This is a genomic window from Streptomyces sp. NPDC089799 (assembly GCF_040684755.1).
Classification (GTDB): Bacteria; Actinomycetota; Actinomycetes; order Streptomycetales; family Streptomycetaceae; genus Streptomyces.
The window spans coordinates 65758-84745 of sequence record NZ_JBFBGR010000022.1 but is presented as its reverse complement, the minus strand read 5'-3'; the positions used below and the strand labels follow the sequence as shown (position 1 = coordinate 84745).

Genomic DNA, 18988 nt, shown 5'->3' with positions numbered 1-18988 from the left:
CTGCGGTCGCCGCCCCGTCCCCATCCGCAGTGTCAAAAGGAGTCCCTCGTGCTCGATCACGGCCAGGCGCCCACGCTCCTGAAGGAGCCGCGCAAGCCTGTGAACCCGTTGCTGCGCCGCAAGCCCGTCGAGCAGCTCGTCTCCGAGGGCGGCCAGGGCGAGGGCGGCGTGCTGCGCCGCTCGCTCACCATGTGGCAGCTGACGATGATCAGCATCGGCGCCACCCTGGGCACGGGCATCTTCGTCGTCCTCGGCGAAGCCGCCCCCAAGGCCGGCCCGGCCGTCACGATCTCCTTCGTCATCGCGGGCCTGACCGCGCTGTTCTCGGCCCTCTCCTACGCGGAGCTGGCCGGCTCGGTGCCGGTCTCCGGCTCCTCGTACTCGTACTCCTACGCGACCATGGGCGAGTTCATCGCCTGGATCTGCGGCTGGTGCCTGGTCCTGGAGTACGCCGTCTCCGTCTCGGCCGTGGCCGTGGGCTGGGGCCAGTACCTCAACGAGCTGCTCGACGGGACCATAGGCGTCACGCTCCCCGAGAAGCTCTCCGCCGCCCCGATGGGCGAGGGCGGCTGGATCAACCTGCCGTCGCTGGTCGTCGTCCTGCTCGCCATGGTCTTCCTGATGCGCGGCGCCAAGGAGAGCGCCCGGGTCAACACGATCATGGTCATCATCAAGATCGTCACGCTGGCGCTCTTCATCGGCATCGGCGTCATGGGCATCAAGGCCGGCAACTACGCCCCGCTCGCCCCGCTCGGCGTCACCGGCATCAGCGCCGCCGCCTCCACCCTCTTCTTCTCCTACATCGGCTTCGACGCCGCCTCCACCGCCGGTGAGGAAGCCAAGAACCCGAAGAAGGACCTGCCGCGCGCGATCATGCTCTCGCTGGGCATCGTCACCGTCCTCTACGTCCTCGTCGCGTTCGTCGCCGTCGGCGCCATGCCGTGGCAGGACTTCGAGGGCACCGAGGCCGCGCTCGCCAAGATCATGACCGATGTGACCGGCGGCTCCTTCTGGGGCGTCGTCCTGGCCGCCGGCGCGGTGGTCGCCATCGCCTCCGTCGTCTTCGCCGTCCTCTACGGCCAGACCCGCATCCTCTTCGCGATGTCCCGCGACGGCCTGGTCCCCAAGCTCTTCGCCAAGGTCGACCCCAAGACCGGCACCCCGCGCGCCAACGTGATCGTCGTCTCCGTCTTCTGCGGCGCCCTGGCCGCCTTCATCCCGCTGGGCGAGCTGGCCAACGCCACCAGCATCGGCACGCTCTTCGCGTTCGCCCTGGTCAACGTGGCCGTGGTCATCCTCCGCCGGACCAAGCCGGACATGCCGCGCACCTTCAAGGTGTCCTGGTTCCCGGTCACCCCGATCCTCGGCTTCCTCGCCTGCGGCTACATGATGTACAGCCTGCCGGTGGCGACCTGGGTCGCGTTCGGTGTCTGGATGGCGGTCGGACTCGTGATCTACTTCCTCTACGGAATGCGCCGCTCCACCCTGGCGGTGGCCGCGGCCGAGGTACCGACAGAGAAGTGACCCACGCCCCGTGCGACTGAACGATCTCGACGAACGCATCGTGCACGCCCTCGCCGAGGACGCCCGCCGCTCCTACGCGGACATCGGCTCCGAGGTCGGTCTGTCCGCGCCCGCCGTGAAGCGGCGCGTGGACAGGCTCCGGGCCGAAGGCGCCATCACCGGCTTCACGGTCCGTGTCGACCCCGCCGCGATGGGCTGGGAGACCGAGGGCTTCATCGAGATCTACTGTCGGCACAACACCTCGCCGGACGACATCCGGCGGGGCCTGGAGCGGTACCCCGAGGTGGTGTCCGCGTCGACCGTCACGGGCGACGCGGACGCCCTCGTCCAGATCTTCGCCTCGGACATGCGGCACTTCGAGCGGGTGCTGGAACGGATCGCGGGCGAGCCCTTCGTGGAGCGCACCAAGTCCGTCCTGGTCCTCTCCCCCCTCCTCCGCCGCTTCACGTCGGGCGCCCCGGCGTAACCCTGCGGGGCCGGGCGGCCTGAGCGGACCTCCGTCCGGGCCGGGTACGGCTGCCGGGCAGCGGTGTCCCGTGTGCCCACCCGCCCACACCGAGCCCCCGGGGGCGCGGGGAACTGCGCGCTCAGCCCCCACCGGCCCGCAGGCGAAGAGGGGGTCCGGGGCGGAGCCCCGGTTTCGGGATGGGGTCCCCCGGACGGAGTCCGGGGGAGGCGGGGTGGGGCAATGGCCCCGCGCAGCGGAGCCGGACCCGTGGCGGGGCCACGCAACGATTCGCCGCCCCGCGGCACCCGCCCCACAGCCGGGCGGGGCCGGGGCGGAGCCCCGTAGAAGCGGGGCCGGGCGAATGCCCTGCGCAACGAATCGCCGCTGCACAGCGAAAACACGCAACGAATCGCTCATCGGCACGCAACAGTCGCGCCTTGTTCCACCCAGATGCCAAAACGTACGGTCGTAGCACCGCATCTCACCCACCCCACCTTCCACAGAGGTACGCCCATGCCCCCGCTGCGCACCGCCCTCCTCCAGAGCTCCGGCCGGCTCGGCGACGTCGCCGAGAACCTGAAGGCGCTCGACGAGGCGGCCGAGCGCGCCGCACAGGCGGGGGCCGGGCTCCTCGTGACCAACGAGATGTTCCTCACCGGGTACGCCCTGGAGGTCGAGGACGTCGCACGCCTCGCCGAGCAGGCGGACGGCATGTCCGCCCGCGCCATCGGCGAGATCGCCCGCCGCCACGGCCTGGCCGTCCTCTACGGCTACCCCGAGCGCGACGGCGAGACCGGCGCGGTGCACAACTCGGCCCAGCTGATCGCCCCCGACGGCACCCCGCTCGCGAACTACCGCAAGACCCACCTCTTCGGCTGCTTCGAGCAGGAGGCCTTCACCCCCGGCGCCACCCCCGTCGTCCAGGCGGACTACGCGGGCCTGCGCATCGGCATCATGATCTGCTACGACGTGGAGTTCCCCGAGAACGTCCGCGCCCACGCGCTCGCCGGCACCGACCTCCTCCTGGTGCCGACCGCCCAGATGCACCCGTTCCAGTTCGTCGCCGAACAGCTGGTCCCGGTCCGGGCCTTCGAGAACCAGATGTACATCGCGTACGTCAACCGCACCGGTCCGGAGGGCGAGTTCGAGTTCGTCGGCCTCAGCTGCCTGGCGAGCCCCGACGGAACCACCCGTACCCGCGCCGGCCGCGGCGAGGAGATGGTGTTCGGCGAGGCCGACCCCGAGCGCCTTGCCGCCTCCCGGGAGAACAACCCGTACCTGCGCGACCGCCGTCCGGGCCTGTACGCCTCCCTGATCTGACCCGCCCCCGCCCCCACCGCTCCACCCCCTGAGCCCTGCCCGCAAGGAGACGTACCCCCATGACGTCCACGGTGCCCACCACCGCCGTCCCGCACAGCGACGGACAGCCGCCGATGCCGCCGATCACCATGTTCGGCCCGGACTTCCCGTACGCCTACGACGACTTCCTCGCCCACCCTGCGGGCCTGGGCCAGATACCGGCGACCGAGCTCGGCACCGAGGTCGCGATCATCGGCGGCGGTCTCTCCGGCATCGTCTCCGCCTACGAGCTGATGAAGATGGGCCTCAAGCCCGTCGTCTACGAGGCGGACCAGATCGGCGGCCGGCTCCGCACCGTCGGCTTCGAGGGTCCGGAGGCCGAGGGTCTGACCGCGGAGATGGGCGCCATGCGCTTCCCGCCCTCCTCCACGGCGCTCCAGCACTACATCGACCTGGTCGGCCTGCAGACGCAGCCCTTCCCGAACCCGCTCGCCGAGGCCACCCCCTCGACGGTCGTGGACCTCAAGGGCGAGACCCACTACGCCGAGACCATCGCCGACCTCCCGCAGGTCTACCGCGACGTCGCCACCGCGTGGAACGCCTGCCTCGACGAGGGCGCCGACTTCTCCGACATGAACCAGGCCATGCGCGAGCGCGACGTCCCGCGCATCCGCGAGATCTGGGCCAAGCTCGTCGAGAAGCTCGACAACCAGACCTTCTACGGCTTCCTGTGCGAGTCGGAGGCCTTCCAGTCCTTCCGCAAGCGCGAGATCTTCGGCCAGGTCGGCTTCGGCACCGGCGGCTGGGACACCGACTTCCCGAACTCCATCCTGGAGATCCTCCGCGTCGTCTACACCGAGGCGGACGACCACCACCGCGGCATCGTCGGCGGCTCCCAGCAGCTGCCGCTGCGCCTGTGGGAGCGCGAGCCGGAGAAGATCGTCCACTGGGCGCAGGGCACCTCGCTGTCCTCCCTCCACGACGGCGCCCCGCGCCCGGCCGTGACCCGCCTGCACCGCACCGCCGGCAACCGGATCACCGTCACCGACGCCTCCGGCGACATCCGCACCTACCGTGCCGCGATCTTCACCGCGCAGTCCTGGATGCTGCTGTCGAAGATCCAGTGCGACGACTCGCTGTTCCCGATCGACCACTGGACGGCGATCGAGCGCACCCACTACATGGAGTCCAGCAAGCTCTTCATCCCCGTGGACCGGCCGTTCTGGCTGGACAAGGACGAGGAGACCGGCCGTGACGTCATGTCGATGACGCTGACCGACCGGATGACCCGCGGCACCTACCTGCTGGACAACGGCCCGGACCAGCCGGCCGTCATCTGCCTGTCGTACACCTGGTGCGACGACAGCCTGAAGTGGCTGCCGCTGTCCGCGAACGAGCGGATGGAGGTCATGCTGAAGTCCCTCGGCGAGATCTACCCCAAGGTCGACATCCGCCGCCACATCATCGGCAACCCGGTGACGGTCTCCTGGGAGAACGAGCCCTACTTCATGGGCGCGTTCAAGGCGAACCTGCCGGGCCACTACCGCTACCAGCGCCGCCTGTTCACGCACTTCATGCAGGACCGCCTGCCCGAGGACAAGCGCGGCATCTTCCTGGCCGGAGACGACATCTCCTGGACGGCCGGCTGGGCGGAGGGCGCGATCCAGACCGCGCTGAACGCCGTCTGGGGCGTCATGCACCACCTCGGCGGCTCCACGGACGCCGGCAACCCCGGCCCGGGCGACGTCTACGAGGAGATCGCCCCGGTCGAGCTCCCCGAGGACTGATCCCCCCGAGGACTGATCCCCCCCAGGGCTGCTCCTGCGAAGGACTGTTCCTCCCCCGAACCCGGGTCGTCACCGCGCCACTCCCCTGAGCGCGGTGGCGGCCCGTTTTCACGTACCCGGCCCCGGGCAGTGGAGTCCACCCGTGCCCGCCCCGCAGCCGGTCGCGCCCGTCAGGCCAGGGCCGTCCGGCAGGACGGACGCGGGTGGGGGACGGGCAGGGGGGTCAGCAGGCAGCGGCCCACCAGGCCGACGCCGGCGTCCAGGGACTCGGTGAACTCCCCGGCCAGGTCGGGGGACCGGCGCAGGGTCCACAGCAGCCGGGCCGCCGCCCAGGCGCCGTCGCGGGCCCGCTGCAGGCTCCACGAGCCGATCAGGTGGGTGACCGGGTCCGCGACCTCCAGCAGGTCCGGACCGGGCATCAGGTCCTCGCGGATGCGCTCCTCCAGGGCGACCAGGGTGTCGCCGACCCGGTCGAAGTCGCCCTCCAGCGCGCCGGGGGAGCAGTCCTGGGCCCGGCAGCTGGCGACCACCGCCAGGGCCAGGTCATGGCCGATGTGCGCGTTGATCCCGGCCAGCGCGTACTGCAGGGGCCGGATGCCGGGATGCCGGCGGTACTGGAACAGCGGACGCCAGCAGGCGGGGCTCCGGCGGCCCTCGGCCGCGGACTCCACCGCCGAGAGGTAGCGCCGGGCGAACCGCACGGTGAGGTCCCCGGCGCGGCGGGGGTCGGGGAAGGCCCCGCCCTCGATCCGGCCGTGCAGGGTCTCGGTGACCGTCAGATAGACCCGGTTGAACACCGCCACGCCGTCGTGCGGGGGCAGCCGCCGGTCCAGGTCGCGCATCCGCGCGAGTACCGCTTCCATGCGTGCAGGTTCCCAGCCGCCGCCCGCGAGCGGGGTGACTTGGCCGCGGGCTTCCCCGGTTCGGGCGAAGGAGAGCCGGAAGCCTTCCCTCCGGCGGTGTCAGCCGCGCGTGTCCGGGCCGTCCTCCTCGTCGTAGGCCGAGGTGCCCGAATCCAGCAGCGGCTCCTGCACCCTGAGGTGCGCCGGGGCGAGGAAGCGCAGGGCGTGGTAGCCGGTGATGACCACGATCGTGCCGAGCGCGATGCCGCTCAGCTGGAAGTTCGCGGTGAACTCCAGGCTGACGTTGCCCACGCCGATGATGATGCCCGCCGCGGCCGGCACCAGGTTCAGCGGATTGCGCAGGTCCACCCGGCCGCTGATCCAGATCTGGGCGCCGAGCAGGCCGATCATCCCGTAGAGGATGACGGTGATGCCGCCGAGCACCCCGCCGGGGATCGCCGCCACCACCGCACCGAACTTCGGGCACAGGCCGAAGAGCAGCGCGAAGCAGGCGGCCGCCCAGTACGCGGCCGTCGAGTAGACGCGGGTGGCCGCCATGACCCCGATGTTCTCGGAGTACGTCGTGTTCGGCGGGCCTCCCACGGCCGTGGACAGCATCGAGGCCGCGCCGTCCGCCGCGATCGCCGTGCCCAGCCGGTCGTCCAGGGCGTCCCCGGTCATCTCCCCGACCGCCTTCACGTGCCCGGCGTTCTCCGCGACCAGCGCGATGACCACGGGCAGCGCGACCAGGACCGCCGACCACTCGAAGACCGGGGTGTGGAGGGAGGGGAGCCCGATCCAGTCCGCCGTGCCCACCCCCGACAGGTCCAGCCGCCAGTGGTCCACCGCCTCCGGGCCGCCCGCGGGGGAGTGGATCTTCCCGAAGACGCGGTCGAAGAGCCAGGAGACGGCGTACCCGAAGAGCAGCCCGAGGAAGATCGCGATCCTCGACCAGAAACCCCGCAGGCAGACCACCGCCAGCCCGGTGAACAGCATCACCAGCAGCGCCGTCCACTGGTCCTGCGGCCAGTACGTCGAGGCCGTCACCGGCGCCAGGTTGAAGCCGATCAGCATCACCACCGCGCCGGTGACCACCGGCGGCATCGCCGCGTGGATGATCCGGGCCCCGAACCGCTGCACCGCCAGCCCGGCCAGGAACAGCGCCACACCCACCGTGAACACCGCGCCGGTCACCACCGCGCTGTCCCCGCCGCTCGCCCGGATCGCGGCCGCGACCCCCACGAAGGACAGCGAACAGCCCAGGTAGGAGGGGATCGTGCCGCGCGTGGCGAGCAGGAACACCATCGTCGCGATACCGGACATCATGATGGCCAGGTTGGGGTCCAGGCCCATCAGGACCGGCGCGACGAAACTCGCGCCGAACATGGCCACCACGTGCTGGGCGCCGAGCCCGGCGGTGCGCGGCCACGACAGCCGCTCGTCGGGCCGGACCACGGCTCCGGGGGCGGGGGTGCGCCCGTCGCCGTGCAGGGTCCAGCGCACGCCGAGGCCCATGTGCTGCTCCGTTCCGCCGTTTCGCCGGCCGGTGGGTGAGTGGGTGGGAAGGATCGTCCGCTTCGGCGGCGGCACGGTCACGGCCGCGCCGGCGGTCAGTTTACGGCCGGGCAACCGACTTTCACGGCCGGATTGCTGACGGTTCGTCCCGTTCCGCGGACGTGGTGCCCGGAGCGCCCTTCCGCGGGCGCAGCACCGCCGCCCCGGGCACCAGCGCGAACGCCAGCACCGTCACCAGGCCGAAGGACACCACCAGCGAACTCGCATCGGCCACCGCCCCGATCGCCGACGGCGCGATCAGCCCCGCCGTGTACGTGATCGTCGCGACCCCGGCGATCGCCTGCGCCGGAGCCGGACCGCTGCGCCCCGCCGCCGCGAACGCCAGCGGGACCACCACCGCGATGCCCAGCCCCAGCAGCCCGAACCCGGCCAGAGCACCCGCGGGATGCCGTACGAGCACCACCAGCAGCCCGCCGGCGGCGGCCAGCACCCCGCCCGCCCGGACCGTGCGCACCGCGCCGAACCGGTCCACCACCCGGTCCCCGGCCAGCCGCGCCACCGCCATGGTCAGCGCGAAGGCCGTGGTCGACGCGGCCGCCAGGCCCGCGTCCGTGTCCAGTACGTCCCGCAGGTAGACCGCGGACCAGTCCAGGCTCGCCCCCTCGGCGAACACCGCGCAGAAGCCCACCGCCCCGATCAGCAGGGCCGATTTCGGCGGCAGCGCGAAGTGCGGCGGCGCCTCCTCGTCCGGCGGGCTGCGCAGGTCCAGCACCCCGCGTACGGCGACCAGCCCGGCCGCCGTCAGCACCAGGGCGGCGACCAGGTGGTGCACCCGGGCATCGGTGCCGGCGTGCGCGGCGAGGGTGCCGGCCGCGGAGCCGAGCAGCGCGCCCACGCTCCACATGCCGTGCAGCGAGGACATGATCGAACGGCCCAGCCGGTTCTCGGTCTCCACGCCCAGCGCGTTCATCGCCACGTCGGACATTCCGGCGGTGGCGCCGTAGACCAGCAGGGCCGCGCAGAGCGCGAGCAGTCCCGGGGCCAGGCTGGGCAGCGCCAGCGACAGGGTCCACAGCACCAGCAGCACGCGCAGTGCCGTGCGGGCGCCGAGCCGGTGGTTGACCCGCCCGGCGAGCGGCATCGCGAGCGCGGCGCCGAGCGCGGGGAAGGCCAGGGCCAGGCCCAGGCCGCCGGCACCCAGCCCGGTGTGCTCCTGGATCCACGGGATGCGGGTGGCCAGGCTGCCGGTGACCGCGCCGTGCACGCAGAAGACGGCGGCCACGGAGCGGCGGGCGCGGCGCAGCCGCCGCGGCGAGAGGTCGGTTTCCCCGGTCGCGGGTTTTCCGGTCGTCGGTTCCCCGGTCGTTGGCGTCATGCGCGCTAAACTATCAGGAAGCCTGCCTGATAAAACTTGATTTCCGGCTCCTTAGGATGAGCGAGTGACTGCTGCCCGCCCCCCTGCCACCCCCGCCGCCGCCCCCGCGTCCCCGAGCACCGCCCGGGTGATCAACGACCGGCTGGCCCTGAACCTCCTCCAGGACGAGGGCCCCCTGACGGCCGGCCAGCTCAAGACCAGGACCGGCCTGTCCCGCCCCTCCGTCGCCGACCTCGTCGAACGCCTCACCGGCGCCGGGCTGATCGAGGTCGTGGGGGAGTCCGGCGCACAGCGCCGCGGACCCAACGCCAAGCTCTACGGGATCGTCGCCCGCCGCGCCCACCTCGCAGCCCTCGACGTCCGCACGGACAGCGTCACCGCCGTGGTCACCGACCTGCTCGGCAACCCGCTCGCCCGCACCGCGCTCCCGGTGGCGGCACCCGCCGACGCGGTCACGGCGCTGCGCCGCGCCACCCGGGAGGCCGGGGCCGACGCCCTGCACACCGTGATGATCGGCGCACCCGGCCTGGTCGCCCCCGACACCGGAGAACTCCGCGACAGCACCGGACTGCCCTCCTGGCACCGGGACCTGGTCGCCCTGCTCCAGCGCGAACTGCCCGCCCGGGTGCTGGTGGAGAACGAGACCAACCTGGCGGCCCTGGCCGAGCAGCGCCTGGGCGCCGCCCGCGACCTGGACTCCTTCGTGCTGCTGTGGCTGGGCGCCGGCGTCGGCGCGGCCGTGGTCCTGGACGGCCGACTGCGCCGGGGTGCCTCCGGGGGCGCCGGCGAGATCGGCTTCCTGCCGGTGCCGGGGACGGCCGGCCTGCCCTCCGCCACGGACTGCGGGGGTGGTTTCCACGCCCTGGCGGGCCGGGCCGCCGTGGCCGGGCTCGCGGCCGGACACGGCTTCGCCGGCAGCCCGGAGGAGGCGGTCGCGGGCGCGGCCGGCCCGGCCTTCCTCGACGCGCTCGCGGAACGGCTCGCCCTCGGCGCGGCCGCCGTGGCCGCCGTGGTCGACCCGGGCTGCGTCATCCTGGGCGGCGAACTCGGCCTGGCCGGCGGCTCCGGCCTCGCCGACCGGGTCGCCGCCCGCCTCGCCGCCCTCACCCCCGTCCCCACCTCCGTCCGCGCCTCCTCCCTCGGCGGCGCGGCCGTCCTCTCCGGCGGCCGCCTGGCCGCCCGCGAAGCCGCCCAACAGGTCCTCTTCGCCCCGCCGGCCCCACCCCGCCCGGGGGAGCCGCGAGGGGCGTGACGGACCGGGCGCGGCACGCCGCCCGGCCGGCGGCGGCTGACGGCGGGGGCGGGTGGCAGCCGGGCCCGCCGGGCCGGACCCCCGTGCCGGTCCGGCGGGCCGGGCCATACGTCCGCCCGCTCATCACCCGCCCGGTCGCCCGATCGTCGGGTCGCCCGGCCGGCGGGTGCTCGGGCGACCGGTCAGGCCCGGTGCCCGGTCGCCGCGCGGATGCCCTGCCGGTCCAGGAACTCCGTGAAGCGGACCGTGCCGACCGCGTGCGCCGGGGCGAGATGGCCGCCCCGGCGGAACGCCGCGAAGGTCTTCCCCGGCAGCCGTACCCCCAGCACCGGCCGGCGCCGCCCCGCGGCCCGCAGGTAGACACGGGCCAGGTCCGCCACGAGGCGCGTCTCCGGACCGCCCATGTCCGCCACCCGCCCGGCCGGCGGGGCGACCGCCAGCTCCGCCAGCCGGGCGGCGACCTCCTCCACCTCGACCGGCTGGTCCGACACCCCCGCCGGAACCAGCAGCACCGGCAGCTTCCCCACCGCCCGGAAGTACCCCAGCACCAGGTCGTGGAACTGGGTGGCGCGCAGCACGGTCCAGCCCAGCCCCGACTCCTCCACCAGCCGCTCGACCCCGTACTTCGCCTTGTAGTACGGCAGCGGCACCCGGTCCACCCCCACGATCGAGATGTACACCAGGTGCCGGACCCCCGCCGTCCGGGCCGCCGCGACCAGCCGGGCGGCCGCCTTCCCGTCCCCGCCCCTGGGACTGCTCGCGCAGTGCACCACCACCTCGGCGCCCGCCAGCGCCGCGTCCAGGCCGGTACCTTCGGCCAGGTCCACGGGGTACTCGGCCGAGCTCCTGCTCAGCACCCGGACCTCGTGGCCCGCATCCCGCAGCAGCCGTACGAGCGGCCTGCCGAGGGTGCCGGTGCCTCCGGTGACGACGATGGTGGTCATGGTGTGCCTGCTTTCCGTCTTCCGTGTGCCCGTACGGTCACCTGCCTGGACCGGACGGCCCCCCGGAACGTGACAGCTGCTCCCGGAAGAACTTCAGCTTCTCCGGGTTCAGGATGCTCCGCACCCCGGTGACCAGGCCGTTCTCGAATTCGAACTGCACCACCGCGGTGTTCTCGAAGCACAGCGCGAGCAACCCGTTGACCTCGACCACGCCGACCGGGACCCGTCCGACGGACCGGTCCATCAGCCCCAGGACCAGCCGCGCCACGTTCTCCCGGCCCAGCACGGGCTTCCGCGCCGCGCTGACCACGCCACCGCCGTCCGACACGAACACCACGTCCGCGGCGAGCAGCCGCTCCAGCCCGGCCAGGTCCCCCTGCTGCGCGGCCGCCATGAAACCGGACATCAGGCTCTGCCACTCCTCCGGGTCGGGCCGGAAGCGCGGCCGGGGCGCGGCCACCCGCCCGGCGGCCCGCCGGTACAGCTGACGGCAGTTGGCCTCCGAGAGCTCCAGCAGCTCCGCGATCTCCCGGTGGCCGTACCCGAACGCCTCCCGCAGCACGTACACCGCGCGCTCGGTCGGGGTGAGCTGCTCCAGCAGCACCAGCAGGGCGAGCGACACCCCTTCCCGCTGCTCGGCGGACTCCAGGGGGCCCAGCGCACCGTCGCCGGTGAACACGGGCTCCGGCAGCCACGGGCCGGTGTACTGCTCGCGGCGGACCCGGGCCGAGTCGAGGTGGTTCAGGCAGAGCCGGGTGACCGTCCTGGCCAGCCAGGCGCCCGGGTGGACCACGTCGTCCCGGTCGTCCGCGTCCCAGCGCAGCCAGGCATCCTGGACCATGTCCTCGGCCTCGGTGGCGGAGCCCAGCATCCGGTAGGCGATGCCGAACATCCGGCCCCGCTGCTCCTCGAACACGGCAGTCGTATCACGGGTGTTGATCGGTGGATTCATCACGGCCGGAGCATGGCAGAGGGCCCGGCGGCCACCGGCCGCCGGGCCCTCCCCTCAGGTCACCTGATCACCGCCCGGACTCAGCAGGCTCCCTGGTCCTTCCAGACTCCCCATTCACCGGTGGTGCCGGGCTCCTCGTTCTGCGTCCACCACTGGGCCTTCCAGTGGTGTCCCTTGTGCGAGACCACGGTGCCGCCCGTGTAGGTCTGGCCCGCCACGTACGCCGGGCCGGTGCAGGTGCCGCCCGGCGGGGTGGTCGGGGGAGTGGTGGGCGGGGTGGTCGGAGGCGTGGTGGGCGGGGTGCTGCCGCCGCCCGGCTCGCCGACCGTGGTGCCCCGCGCCAGGTCGCCGGCCAGGGCGTACGTCGTACCGGAGATGTTCACCGTCCAGTTGGAGGGGGTGGACACCGGCAGGTAGTAGTTGAACGCCAGGTCGACCGAGGTGCCGGGGGCCAGCGACTGCCAGGCCGGGAGCTTCAGCGAGACCCGGTGGAAGTCGCCCTTCAGCCCGCCCACGTTGTTCCCGGTGTGACCGCTGCTGATCACCTTCGTGCCGAAGCCGGACTGGTCGGAGGCGTTGTTCGGGGCCGAGGTCGAGTAGTCGAACTGGAACTCGGTGCCGCCCGGCAGTGCGGTCTTCGTGTTGTTGGTGATCTTGATCTTCGGGGTGATCGGGTAGTTCGAGTCGCCGAGCTTGAAGTCGGTGAACTCCGTCTTGATGTCGACCGCCTGCGCCGGCAGGGCGGTCGCGCCGGCCTTCTTCGCCCCGTACGGCGAGGCCGCCCTGAACTTGTCGTACATCAGCGAGGTGAGCGTGGAGCCCATCTCGTACTGGCCCTTGGCGGCGTTCCAGGCGTAGTCGCCCGCCATCTCCCACACCATGGTGCCGCCGATGCCGCGGTCGACCACGTAGTCGGCCTTGGCGGCCACCGACTGCTCGTCCTCGGTGGAGAGGAAGACCTTCTTCTGCGCGTTCCACAGCCACGGCGCGACCAGGGTCGGGTCGTACTTGCGGGCGTAGGTGCCGGTCAGCGTGGTGTTCGCGGGGAAGCCGTACTGGGAGACGTAGTCGCCGACGATCCCCTTCTCCAGGTTCTTGGCGTGCCACATCGGGTTCGAGCCCGCCGGGGACTCGTTGCCGTTGTCGTCCTTGTCGTGCCACAGGTTGTCGATGCCGACCGCGCCGTCACCGCACTTGGCCAGGCCGGACCCGGCCGGGCAGCTCGTCGCCGCCGCCTTGCCCCACAGGCCGTCGGTGCCGCCCTGCACGTTCTTGTGGCCGCGGGTGTAGTACGGCAGGCCGATGTTGATCCGGCCGGCCGGCATGGAACCGCGGAAGTAGTGGTACGCCCAGTCGGTGTTGAGGTAGCCGATGCCGCCGTACTGCTGGGAGCCGTAGACCCCGGCGGCGGCCAGCTCGGCGTCCTTGCCGTCGTCGAAGAGGGAGGCGTTCGGGCCGACGTACTCGTTCCAGGCGCCGTGCAGGTCGTAGGACATGATGTTGACGTAGTCCAGGTACTGCTGCATCTGGAACGTCTCCATGCCGCGCAGCAGGTAGCCGGAGGAGGGGGCGGCGACGGTCAGCATGTAGTGCCTGCCGTCGGCGGCGCCGGCCGTGTCCAGCTTCCGGCGCAGGGACTTCATCAGGGCGTCGTAGCCCTTGACCAGTCCGGCGCGGCGGGCGTTGGCGAGCTGCCAGTCCAGCGGGTTGCCCGCGTCCTTCATGGTGGTCGGGTACTCGTAGTCGATGTCGACGCCGTTGAAGCCGTACTTCTTGATGAAGGCGACGGCGGAGTCGGCGAAGGTGTCGATGCCGGCCTGGTTGACGGAGCCGTCCGCGTTGGTGGCCATGGAGTAGAAGCCGCCGGAGGCGACGCGCTTGCCGTCGGGGCCGAAGTAGCCGCCGGTCTCGGCCCAGCCGCCCACGGAGATGAGGGTCTTCACGTCCGGATGCTGCTTCTTGAACTTGTTGAGCAGGTTGAAGTGGCCCTTGTAGGGGAGCGCGGGGTCCATCTCGGCGCCGGCCACGCCCGGCCAGGTCATCCCGGTGGCCTCGTTGGCCGGGCCGTCGGCACCCACGGAGATCTTGTTGTCTCCGCTGACGTGCGCGAACGCGTAGTTGATGTGGGTGACCTTGTCCCACGGGATGTTGTTGACCAGATAGGCGGGCTGGCCGTTCTTCCCGGTGCGCCAGCCGGTGAAGTAGCCGATGACGCGCCGCTGGTGGTCGGCGCCCATCTTCTCGCGGCCCTCGGTGTCGTAGACCGAGCAGTACGGCACGTCGACGCCGGGGGTCTTGTACAGCCCGTCCGGGCGACAGGACTCGTGCTCGGCGGCGTGCGAGACGCCGGCCGAGAGGCCGCCGACCAGCAGTCCGGCGATCGCCGCGCCGGATGCGAGCAGCATCGCTCTGGTGCGTGTGGGGGAGGGGGACGGCATCGTGCCTCCTGGGGAGGGGAGGTGTGGCAGGACACGGCGTGCTCGGGGTAACGCGAATTGCCCGTGATGTGCGCACATCTGACGGGCTGTCTCCCTGGGAATGTGAAGCAGACATTAAGAGGACTAGACCACCCCGTCAATAGGTCTGGACCAAAGCCGATACGGCGCTCCCGCCGCAGCGCGTGCGCGCGCCTCCGCCGCGCCGCGCACACGCGTCGCGCGGGGCTCCGCCCCGGCCGGGGTGACAGCCGGTGCACACGGCGGCGCCGTGCGGCAGCGACGCCCCGCCCGGCCGAGGTGACGGCCGACACGCGCGGCCGCGGCGTACGGCCGCCGGGCCTCGTCCGCGCGGCGGCGCCGTACGGCCGCCCGGCTTCGCGAGGGCGGGCCCCGCAGCGCGGGCGCCGAGCCCGCACGGCAGTGCGACGTTGTGAGCCAGGCCACACCACTTCACCCGCATGGCCGTCGATCGGCCATGGCACACTGGCAGGAGTACCAGTAGCAGCGCACTCCGGGGTCGGTGTAATTCCGAACCGGCGGTATAGTCCGCGACCCGTCCGCAGCCAGCGGCCGGTTGACCAGGTGAAATTCCTGGACCGACGGTTAAAGTCCGGATGGGAGGCAGTGCGCGGCGGGCCAGTCACCGGTACGCCGCCGTCGGCGGTTCGCCGTATCCGTACCCGCATCACCCCGCCCCACCCGTGGTTCCACGGCACGGGGGCGGACAAGCGGAAACACGGACGGACGAACGAACCGCTCATCCGGCCTCGGCGTCCCGTGTGCGCTTGTCCCGTTTGCTCTGTCGTCTTCTGTCGACGGCAGCCCCGGAGTCCGTGCCCGATGAGGCAGGAGGACCCGGTGGACCCCGTGGACCCGGTGGCGTTCCACGCCGACGCGCGTAGCGAAGCGCTTACCGACGCGACCCCCGCATACGAGGCCGACGCCCGCGCCATGCGGCGCGCCGTCGAGCTCGCGGCCCGCGGCCTCGGCTCCACCAGCCCCAACCCCGTCGTCGGCTGCGTCATCACCGACCCCGCCGGCACCGTCGTCGGCGAAGGCTGGCACCAGCGGGCCGGCGGCCCGCACGCCGAGGTCCACGCCCTGCAGGCGGCCGGCGGGGCCGCCCGGGGCGGCACCGCCTACGTCACCCTCGAACCCTGCAACCACACCGGCCGCACCGGCCCCTGCGCCCAGGCCCTGACCGATGCCGGCATCGCCCGTGTCGTCTACGCCGTCCCCGACCCGAACCCGCAGGCCGCGGGCGGCGCCGCCACTCTCCGCGCGGCCGGCGTCGAGACCACCGGCGGGCTCCTCCGCGACGAGGCCGAGACCGGCAACGCCGCCTGGCTGACCTCCGTGCGCCTGGGCCGCCCGTACGTCACCTGGAAGTACGCCGCCACCCTCGACGGCCGCAGCGCCGCCGCCGACGGCTCCAGCCGCTGGATCACCTCCGCCGAGTCCCGCGCCGACGTGCACCGGCTGCGCGCCGAGGCCGACGCCGTGCTCGTCGGCGGCGGCACCCTCCGCGCGGACGACCCGCACCTGGCCGTACGCGGCGTCGAGGGCGCCACCCAGCCCCTGCGGATCGCGCTCGACACCCGGGCCGGCCTGCCCCCTACCGCCCGCATCCTCGACGACGCCGCGCCCACCCTGCTGGTCGTGGGCGAGGACGCCGAGACCGGGCACCTGCCGGCCGCCGCGGACCTGCTCCGGCTGCCGCTGTACGACGGCCGGATCGACGTGCACGACCTGCTCGCCCGGCTCCACGACCGGGGCGTCCGCTCCCTCCTCCTGGAAGGCGGACCCGCCCTCGCGGGCGCCTTCCTGGAGGCCGCGGCCGTCGACCGGGTCATCGGATACATCGCCCCGGCACTCCTCGGCGCGGGCCCCGCCGCCCTCGCCGACGCCGGAGTCACGAACATCTCCCGGGCCCTGCGCCTGGACATCACGGAGGCCGTCCGCATGGGCCCCGACCTCCGGATCACCGCCGTTCCCACCACCGCCCCCAAGGAGCACTGAGTGTTCACCGGAATCGTCGAAGAACTGGGTGAGGTCACCGAGGTCGAGCAGCTCGCGGACGCCTCCCGCTTCCGCCTGCGCGGCCCCGTCGTCACCGAGGGCGCCAAGCACGGCGACTCCATCGCCGTCAACGGCGTCTGCCTGACGGTGGTGGAGACCGCCGACGGCGAGTTCACCGCCGACGTCATGCGCGAGACCCTCGACCGCTCCAGCCTCGGCGCGCTCGCCAAGGGCTCCCGGGTCAACCTGGAACGCCCCATGGCCCTCGGCGGCCGGCTCGGCGGACACCTCGTCCAGGGCCACGTGGACGGCACCGGCGAGATCCTCTCCCGCACCCCGTCCGAGCACTGGGAGATCGTCAAGGTCTCGCTGCCCGCCGCCCTTTCGCGGTACGTCGTCGAGAAGGGCTCCATCACCGTCGACGGCGTCAGCCTCACCGTGGTCGAGGCCGCCGCCGACTACTTCACCGTCAGCCTCATCCCGACCACGCTCGCGCTGACCACGCTCGGCATCAAGCAGAGCGGCGACCCGGTCAACCTGGAGGTCGACGTCCTCGCCAAGTACGTCGAGCGGCTGCTCGGCGACAAGGGCGCGGCCGGCGACGACGCGGAGGCCGGCAAGTGAGCGCCCTCGACTGGCTGAACTCCGAGGCGTTCACCGCCTTCGACCAGCACATCAAGTGGTCCGACATGATCGGCAACACGATCGGTCTGATCGCCCTCGCCCTGGGCTGGCGCCGCTCCATATGGACCTGGCCCGCCCAGTTCGCCTCCGGGCTCATCCTGTTCGCCGCCTTCGCCGCCGGCCACCTCTCCGGCAGCGCCGGCAAGCAGGTCGTCGTCATGGTCGTCGCCGCCCTGGGCTTCTGGCAGTGGAACCGCGGCCGGCAGCAGGCCCAGGACGGCAGCATCGCCGTCCGGTTCGCGAGCTGGACCGAGCGCGGGGTGCTCCTCGCCGCCGCGGCGGCCGGCACCGTGGCCGTCGCCCTGCTGTTCAAGGCCTACCCGTGGATGTCCTGGGACCCGTGGCCCGACGCCTACATCTTCGTCGGCACCATCGTCGCCATGTACGCCCAGTCCCGCGGCATGGTCGAGTTCTGGTTCGCCTGGCTCCTGGTCGACCTGGTCGGCGTCCCCCTCAACTTCGCCAACGGCTACGCCTTCTCCGGCTTCGTCTACGTGATCTACGGCGCGCTCGTCCTGTGGGGCATGCGCGACTGGTGGCTGCGTTCCCGTACCCAAACCGCCCCGGCCCTCGAAGGAGCAACGGCATGACCACCGACGAGTTCTTCGTGCTCGACCCCATCGAGCAGGCCATCCGGGACATCGCCGCCGGCCGCCCGGTCGTCGTCGTGGACGACGAGAACCGGGAGAACGAGGGCGACCTGGTCGTCGCCGCCGAGATGATCACCCCGGAGATCGTCGCGTTCATGATGAGCGAGTGCCGCGGCCTGATCTGCGCCCCCATGGAGGGCCCGGAGCTGGAGCGCCTGGAGCTCCCGCAGATGGTGCAGAACAACACCGAGTCGATGAAGACCGCCTTCACCGTCTCCGTGGACGCCACCGCCGAACACGGCGTCTCCACCGGCATCTCCGCGGCCGACCGCGCCACCACCCTGCGCCTGCTGGCGAACGGCACCTCCGAGGCGTCCGACTTCGTCCGGCCGGGCCACATCTTCCCGCTGCGCGCCAAGCCCGGCGGCGTCCTGGTCCGCAACGGCCACACCGAGGCCGCCGTCGACCTCGCCCGGCTCGCGGGCCTGCGCCCCGTCGGCGCCATCGTGGAGATCGCCGGCGAGGACGGCGTCATGCTGCGCCTGCCCGAGCTGATCCCGTTCGCCCGCAAGCACGGCCTGACGATCATCTCCATCGAGGACCTGGTCGCCTACCGCCGCTCCGCCGAACCCACCGTGCGCCGCGAGGCCGAGGTGAACCTGCCGACCTCCTTCGGCGAGTACACCGCCTTCGGCTACCGCTCCACCGTGGACGGCGTCGAGCACGTCGCCCTGGTCCACGGCGAGATCGGCGACGGCGAGGACGTCCTGGTCCGCATGCACTCCGAATGCCTGACCGGCGACATCTTCCACTCCCTGCGCTGCGACTGCGGGCCCCAGCTGCACGCCTCCATGGAGCGCATCCGGGAGGCCGGCCGCGGCGTCGTGGTCTACCTCCGCGGCCACGAGGGCCGGGGCATCGGACTGGTGTCCAAGCTCCGCGCCTACGAGCTCCAGGAACGCGGCCGCGACACCCTGGACGCCAACCTCGAACTCGGCCTGCCCGCCGACGCCCGCGACTACGGGGCCGGCGCCCAGATGCTCACCGATCTGGGTGTCCGCAGCGTACGGCTGATGACGAACAACCCCGACAAGTCCGCCGCCCTGGTCGGCCACGGCATCGTGGTGACCGGCCGCGAGGCCATGCCCACCCCGGCGGGCGAGCACAACCTGCGCTACCTGCGCACCAAGCGGGACCGGATGGGGCACGACCTGCCCTGGCTGGACACGGCGGTGACCACCTCCGCCTGCGGCAACCAGTAGCACCGGACGCCGGACACCGGGCACCACAGCAGCCCCGGCACCGGCACCGGCTCCAAG

15 protein-coding genes and 1 riboswitch are annotated in these 18988 nt (G+C 72.5%); of the genes, 9 read left to right on the top strand and 6 right to left on the bottom strand.

The features are described from left to right. Positions 1–48: 48 nt before the first annotated feature. From AB0O36_RS23700 to AB0O36_RS23685, 4 genes are all read left to right on the top strand, one after another. Positions 49–1524: an amino acid transporter gene (locus AB0O36_RS23700; protein ID WP_365113736.1), complete on the top strand. Its 1476-nt coding sequence runs from the start codon at positions 49–51 to the stop codon at positions 1522–1524. A 10-nt stretch (positions 1525–1534) separates the two neighbouring features. Further along, positions 1535–1990 (top strand): Lrp/AsnC family transcriptional regulator, encoded by a 456-nt coding sequence (locus tag AB0O36_RS23695; protein ID WP_030027017.1) that lies wholly within the window; start codon positions 1535–1537, stop codon positions 1988–1990. A 495-nt stretch (positions 1991–2485) separates the two neighbouring features. Next, positions 2486–3292: a carbon-nitrogen hydrolase family protein gene (locus AB0O36_RS23690; protein ID WP_365113734.1), complete on the top strand. Its 807-nt coding sequence runs from the start codon at positions 2486–2488 to the stop codon at positions 3290–3292. Positions 3293–3351: 59 nt separating this feature from the next. Beyond that, positions 3352–5058, top strand: coding sequence for an NAD(P)/FAD-dependent oxidoreductase (locus AB0O36_RS23685; RefSeq protein ID WP_365113732.1), 1707 nt, complete (start codon positions 3352–3354; stop codon positions 5056–5058). 170 nt (positions 5059–5228) lie between these two features. On the opposite strand, the gene AB0O36_RS23680 is transcribed toward AB0O36_RS23685, so the two are convergent. From AB0O36_RS23680 to AB0O36_RS23670, 3 genes are all read right to left on the bottom strand, one after another. After that, a complete protein-coding gene (locus tag AB0O36_RS23680; RefSeq protein ID WP_365113730.1) occupies positions 5229–5921 on the bottom strand; it encodes a DUF5995 family protein in 693 nt (230 codons plus the stop codon). Positions 5922–6020: 99 nt separating this feature from the next. Beyond that, positions 6021–7415, bottom strand: a complete 1395-nt coding sequence (locus AB0O36_RS23675) for a solute carrier family 23 protein (protein ID WP_365113728.1) — start codon at positions 7413–7415, stop codon at positions 6021–6023. A 121-nt stretch (positions 7416–7536) separates the two neighbouring features. After that, positions 7537–8790, bottom strand: coding sequence for an MFS transporter (locus tag AB0O36_RS23670; RefSeq protein ID WP_365113726.1), 1254 nt, complete (start codon positions 8788–8790; stop codon positions 7537–7539). Between the two features lie 64 nt (positions 8791–8854). On the opposite strand from AB0O36_RS23670, the gene AB0O36_RS23665 reads away from it, so the two are divergent. Next, positions 8855–10042: an ROK family transcriptional regulator gene (locus tag AB0O36_RS23665; RefSeq protein WP_365113724.1), complete on the top strand. Its 1188-nt coding sequence runs from the start codon at positions 8855–8857 to the stop codon at positions 10040–10042. Positions 10043–10224: 182 nt separating this feature from the next. Here the strand turns inward: AB0O36_RS23665 and AB0O36_RS23660 are convergent, their stop codons facing one another. The 3 genes from AB0O36_RS23660 to AB0O36_RS23650 all read right to left on the bottom strand — a co-directional run bounded on the left by AB0O36_RS23660 (position 10225) and on the right by AB0O36_RS23650 (position 14376). After that, positions 10225–10986, bottom strand: coding sequence for an NAD(P)H-binding protein (locus AB0O36_RS23660; RefSeq protein WP_365113722.1), 762 nt, complete (start codon positions 10984–10986; stop codon positions 10225–10227). Positions 10987–11023: 37 nt separating this feature from the next. Continuing rightward, positions 11024–11938 (bottom strand): RNA polymerase sigma-70 factor, encoded by a 915-nt coding sequence (locus AB0O36_RS23655; protein ID WP_365113843.1) that lies wholly within the window; start codon positions 11936–11938, stop codon positions 11024–11026. An 80-nt stretch (positions 11939–12018) separates the two neighbouring features. Beyond that, positions 12019–14376, bottom strand: a complete 2358-nt coding sequence (locus AB0O36_RS23650) for a chitinase C-terminal domain-containing protein (RefSeq protein ID WP_365113720.1) — start codon at positions 14374–14376, stop codon at positions 12019–12021. Positions 14377–14878: 502 nt separating this feature from the next. Continuing rightward, a riboswitch (FMN riboswitch) is annotated at positions 14879–15008 on the top strand. A gap of 319 nt (positions 15009–15327) precedes the next feature. Here AB0O36_RS23650 and ribD point away from each other — a divergent pair. From ribD to AB0O36_RS23630, 4 genes are read left to right on the top strand one after another with little or no spacing between them, the layout of a single operon-like run. Continuing rightward, positions 15328–16395, top strand: a complete 1068-nt coding sequence (gene ribD / locus AB0O36_RS23645; RefSeq protein WP_365113841.1) for a bifunctional diaminohydroxyphosphoribosylaminopyrimidine deaminase/5-amino-6-(5-phosphoribosylamino)uracil reductase RibD — start codon at positions 15328–15330, stop codon at positions 16393–16395. Next, a complete protein-coding gene (locus AB0O36_RS23640; RefSeq protein ID WP_365113718.1) occupies positions 16396–17019 on the top strand; it encodes a riboflavin synthase in 624 nt (207 codons plus the stop codon). Continuing rightward, on the top strand, positions 17016–17669 hold the full coding sequence (locus AB0O36_RS23635; protein WP_365113716.1) for a nicotinamide mononucleotide transporter family protein: 654 nt from the start codon (positions 17016–17018) through the stop codon (positions 17667–17669). Before AB0O36_RS23640 ends, AB0O36_RS23635 begins: the two co-directional genes overlap by 4 nt. After that, entirely contained in the window at positions 17666–18931 is a 1266-nt protein-coding gene (locus AB0O36_RS23630) for a bifunctional 3,4-dihydroxy-2-butanone-4-phosphate synthase/GTP cyclohydrolase II (RefSeq protein ID WP_365113714.1), read from the top strand. Before AB0O36_RS23635 ends, AB0O36_RS23630 begins: the two co-directional genes overlap by 4 nt. Positions 18932–18988: the final 57 nt, after the last annotated feature.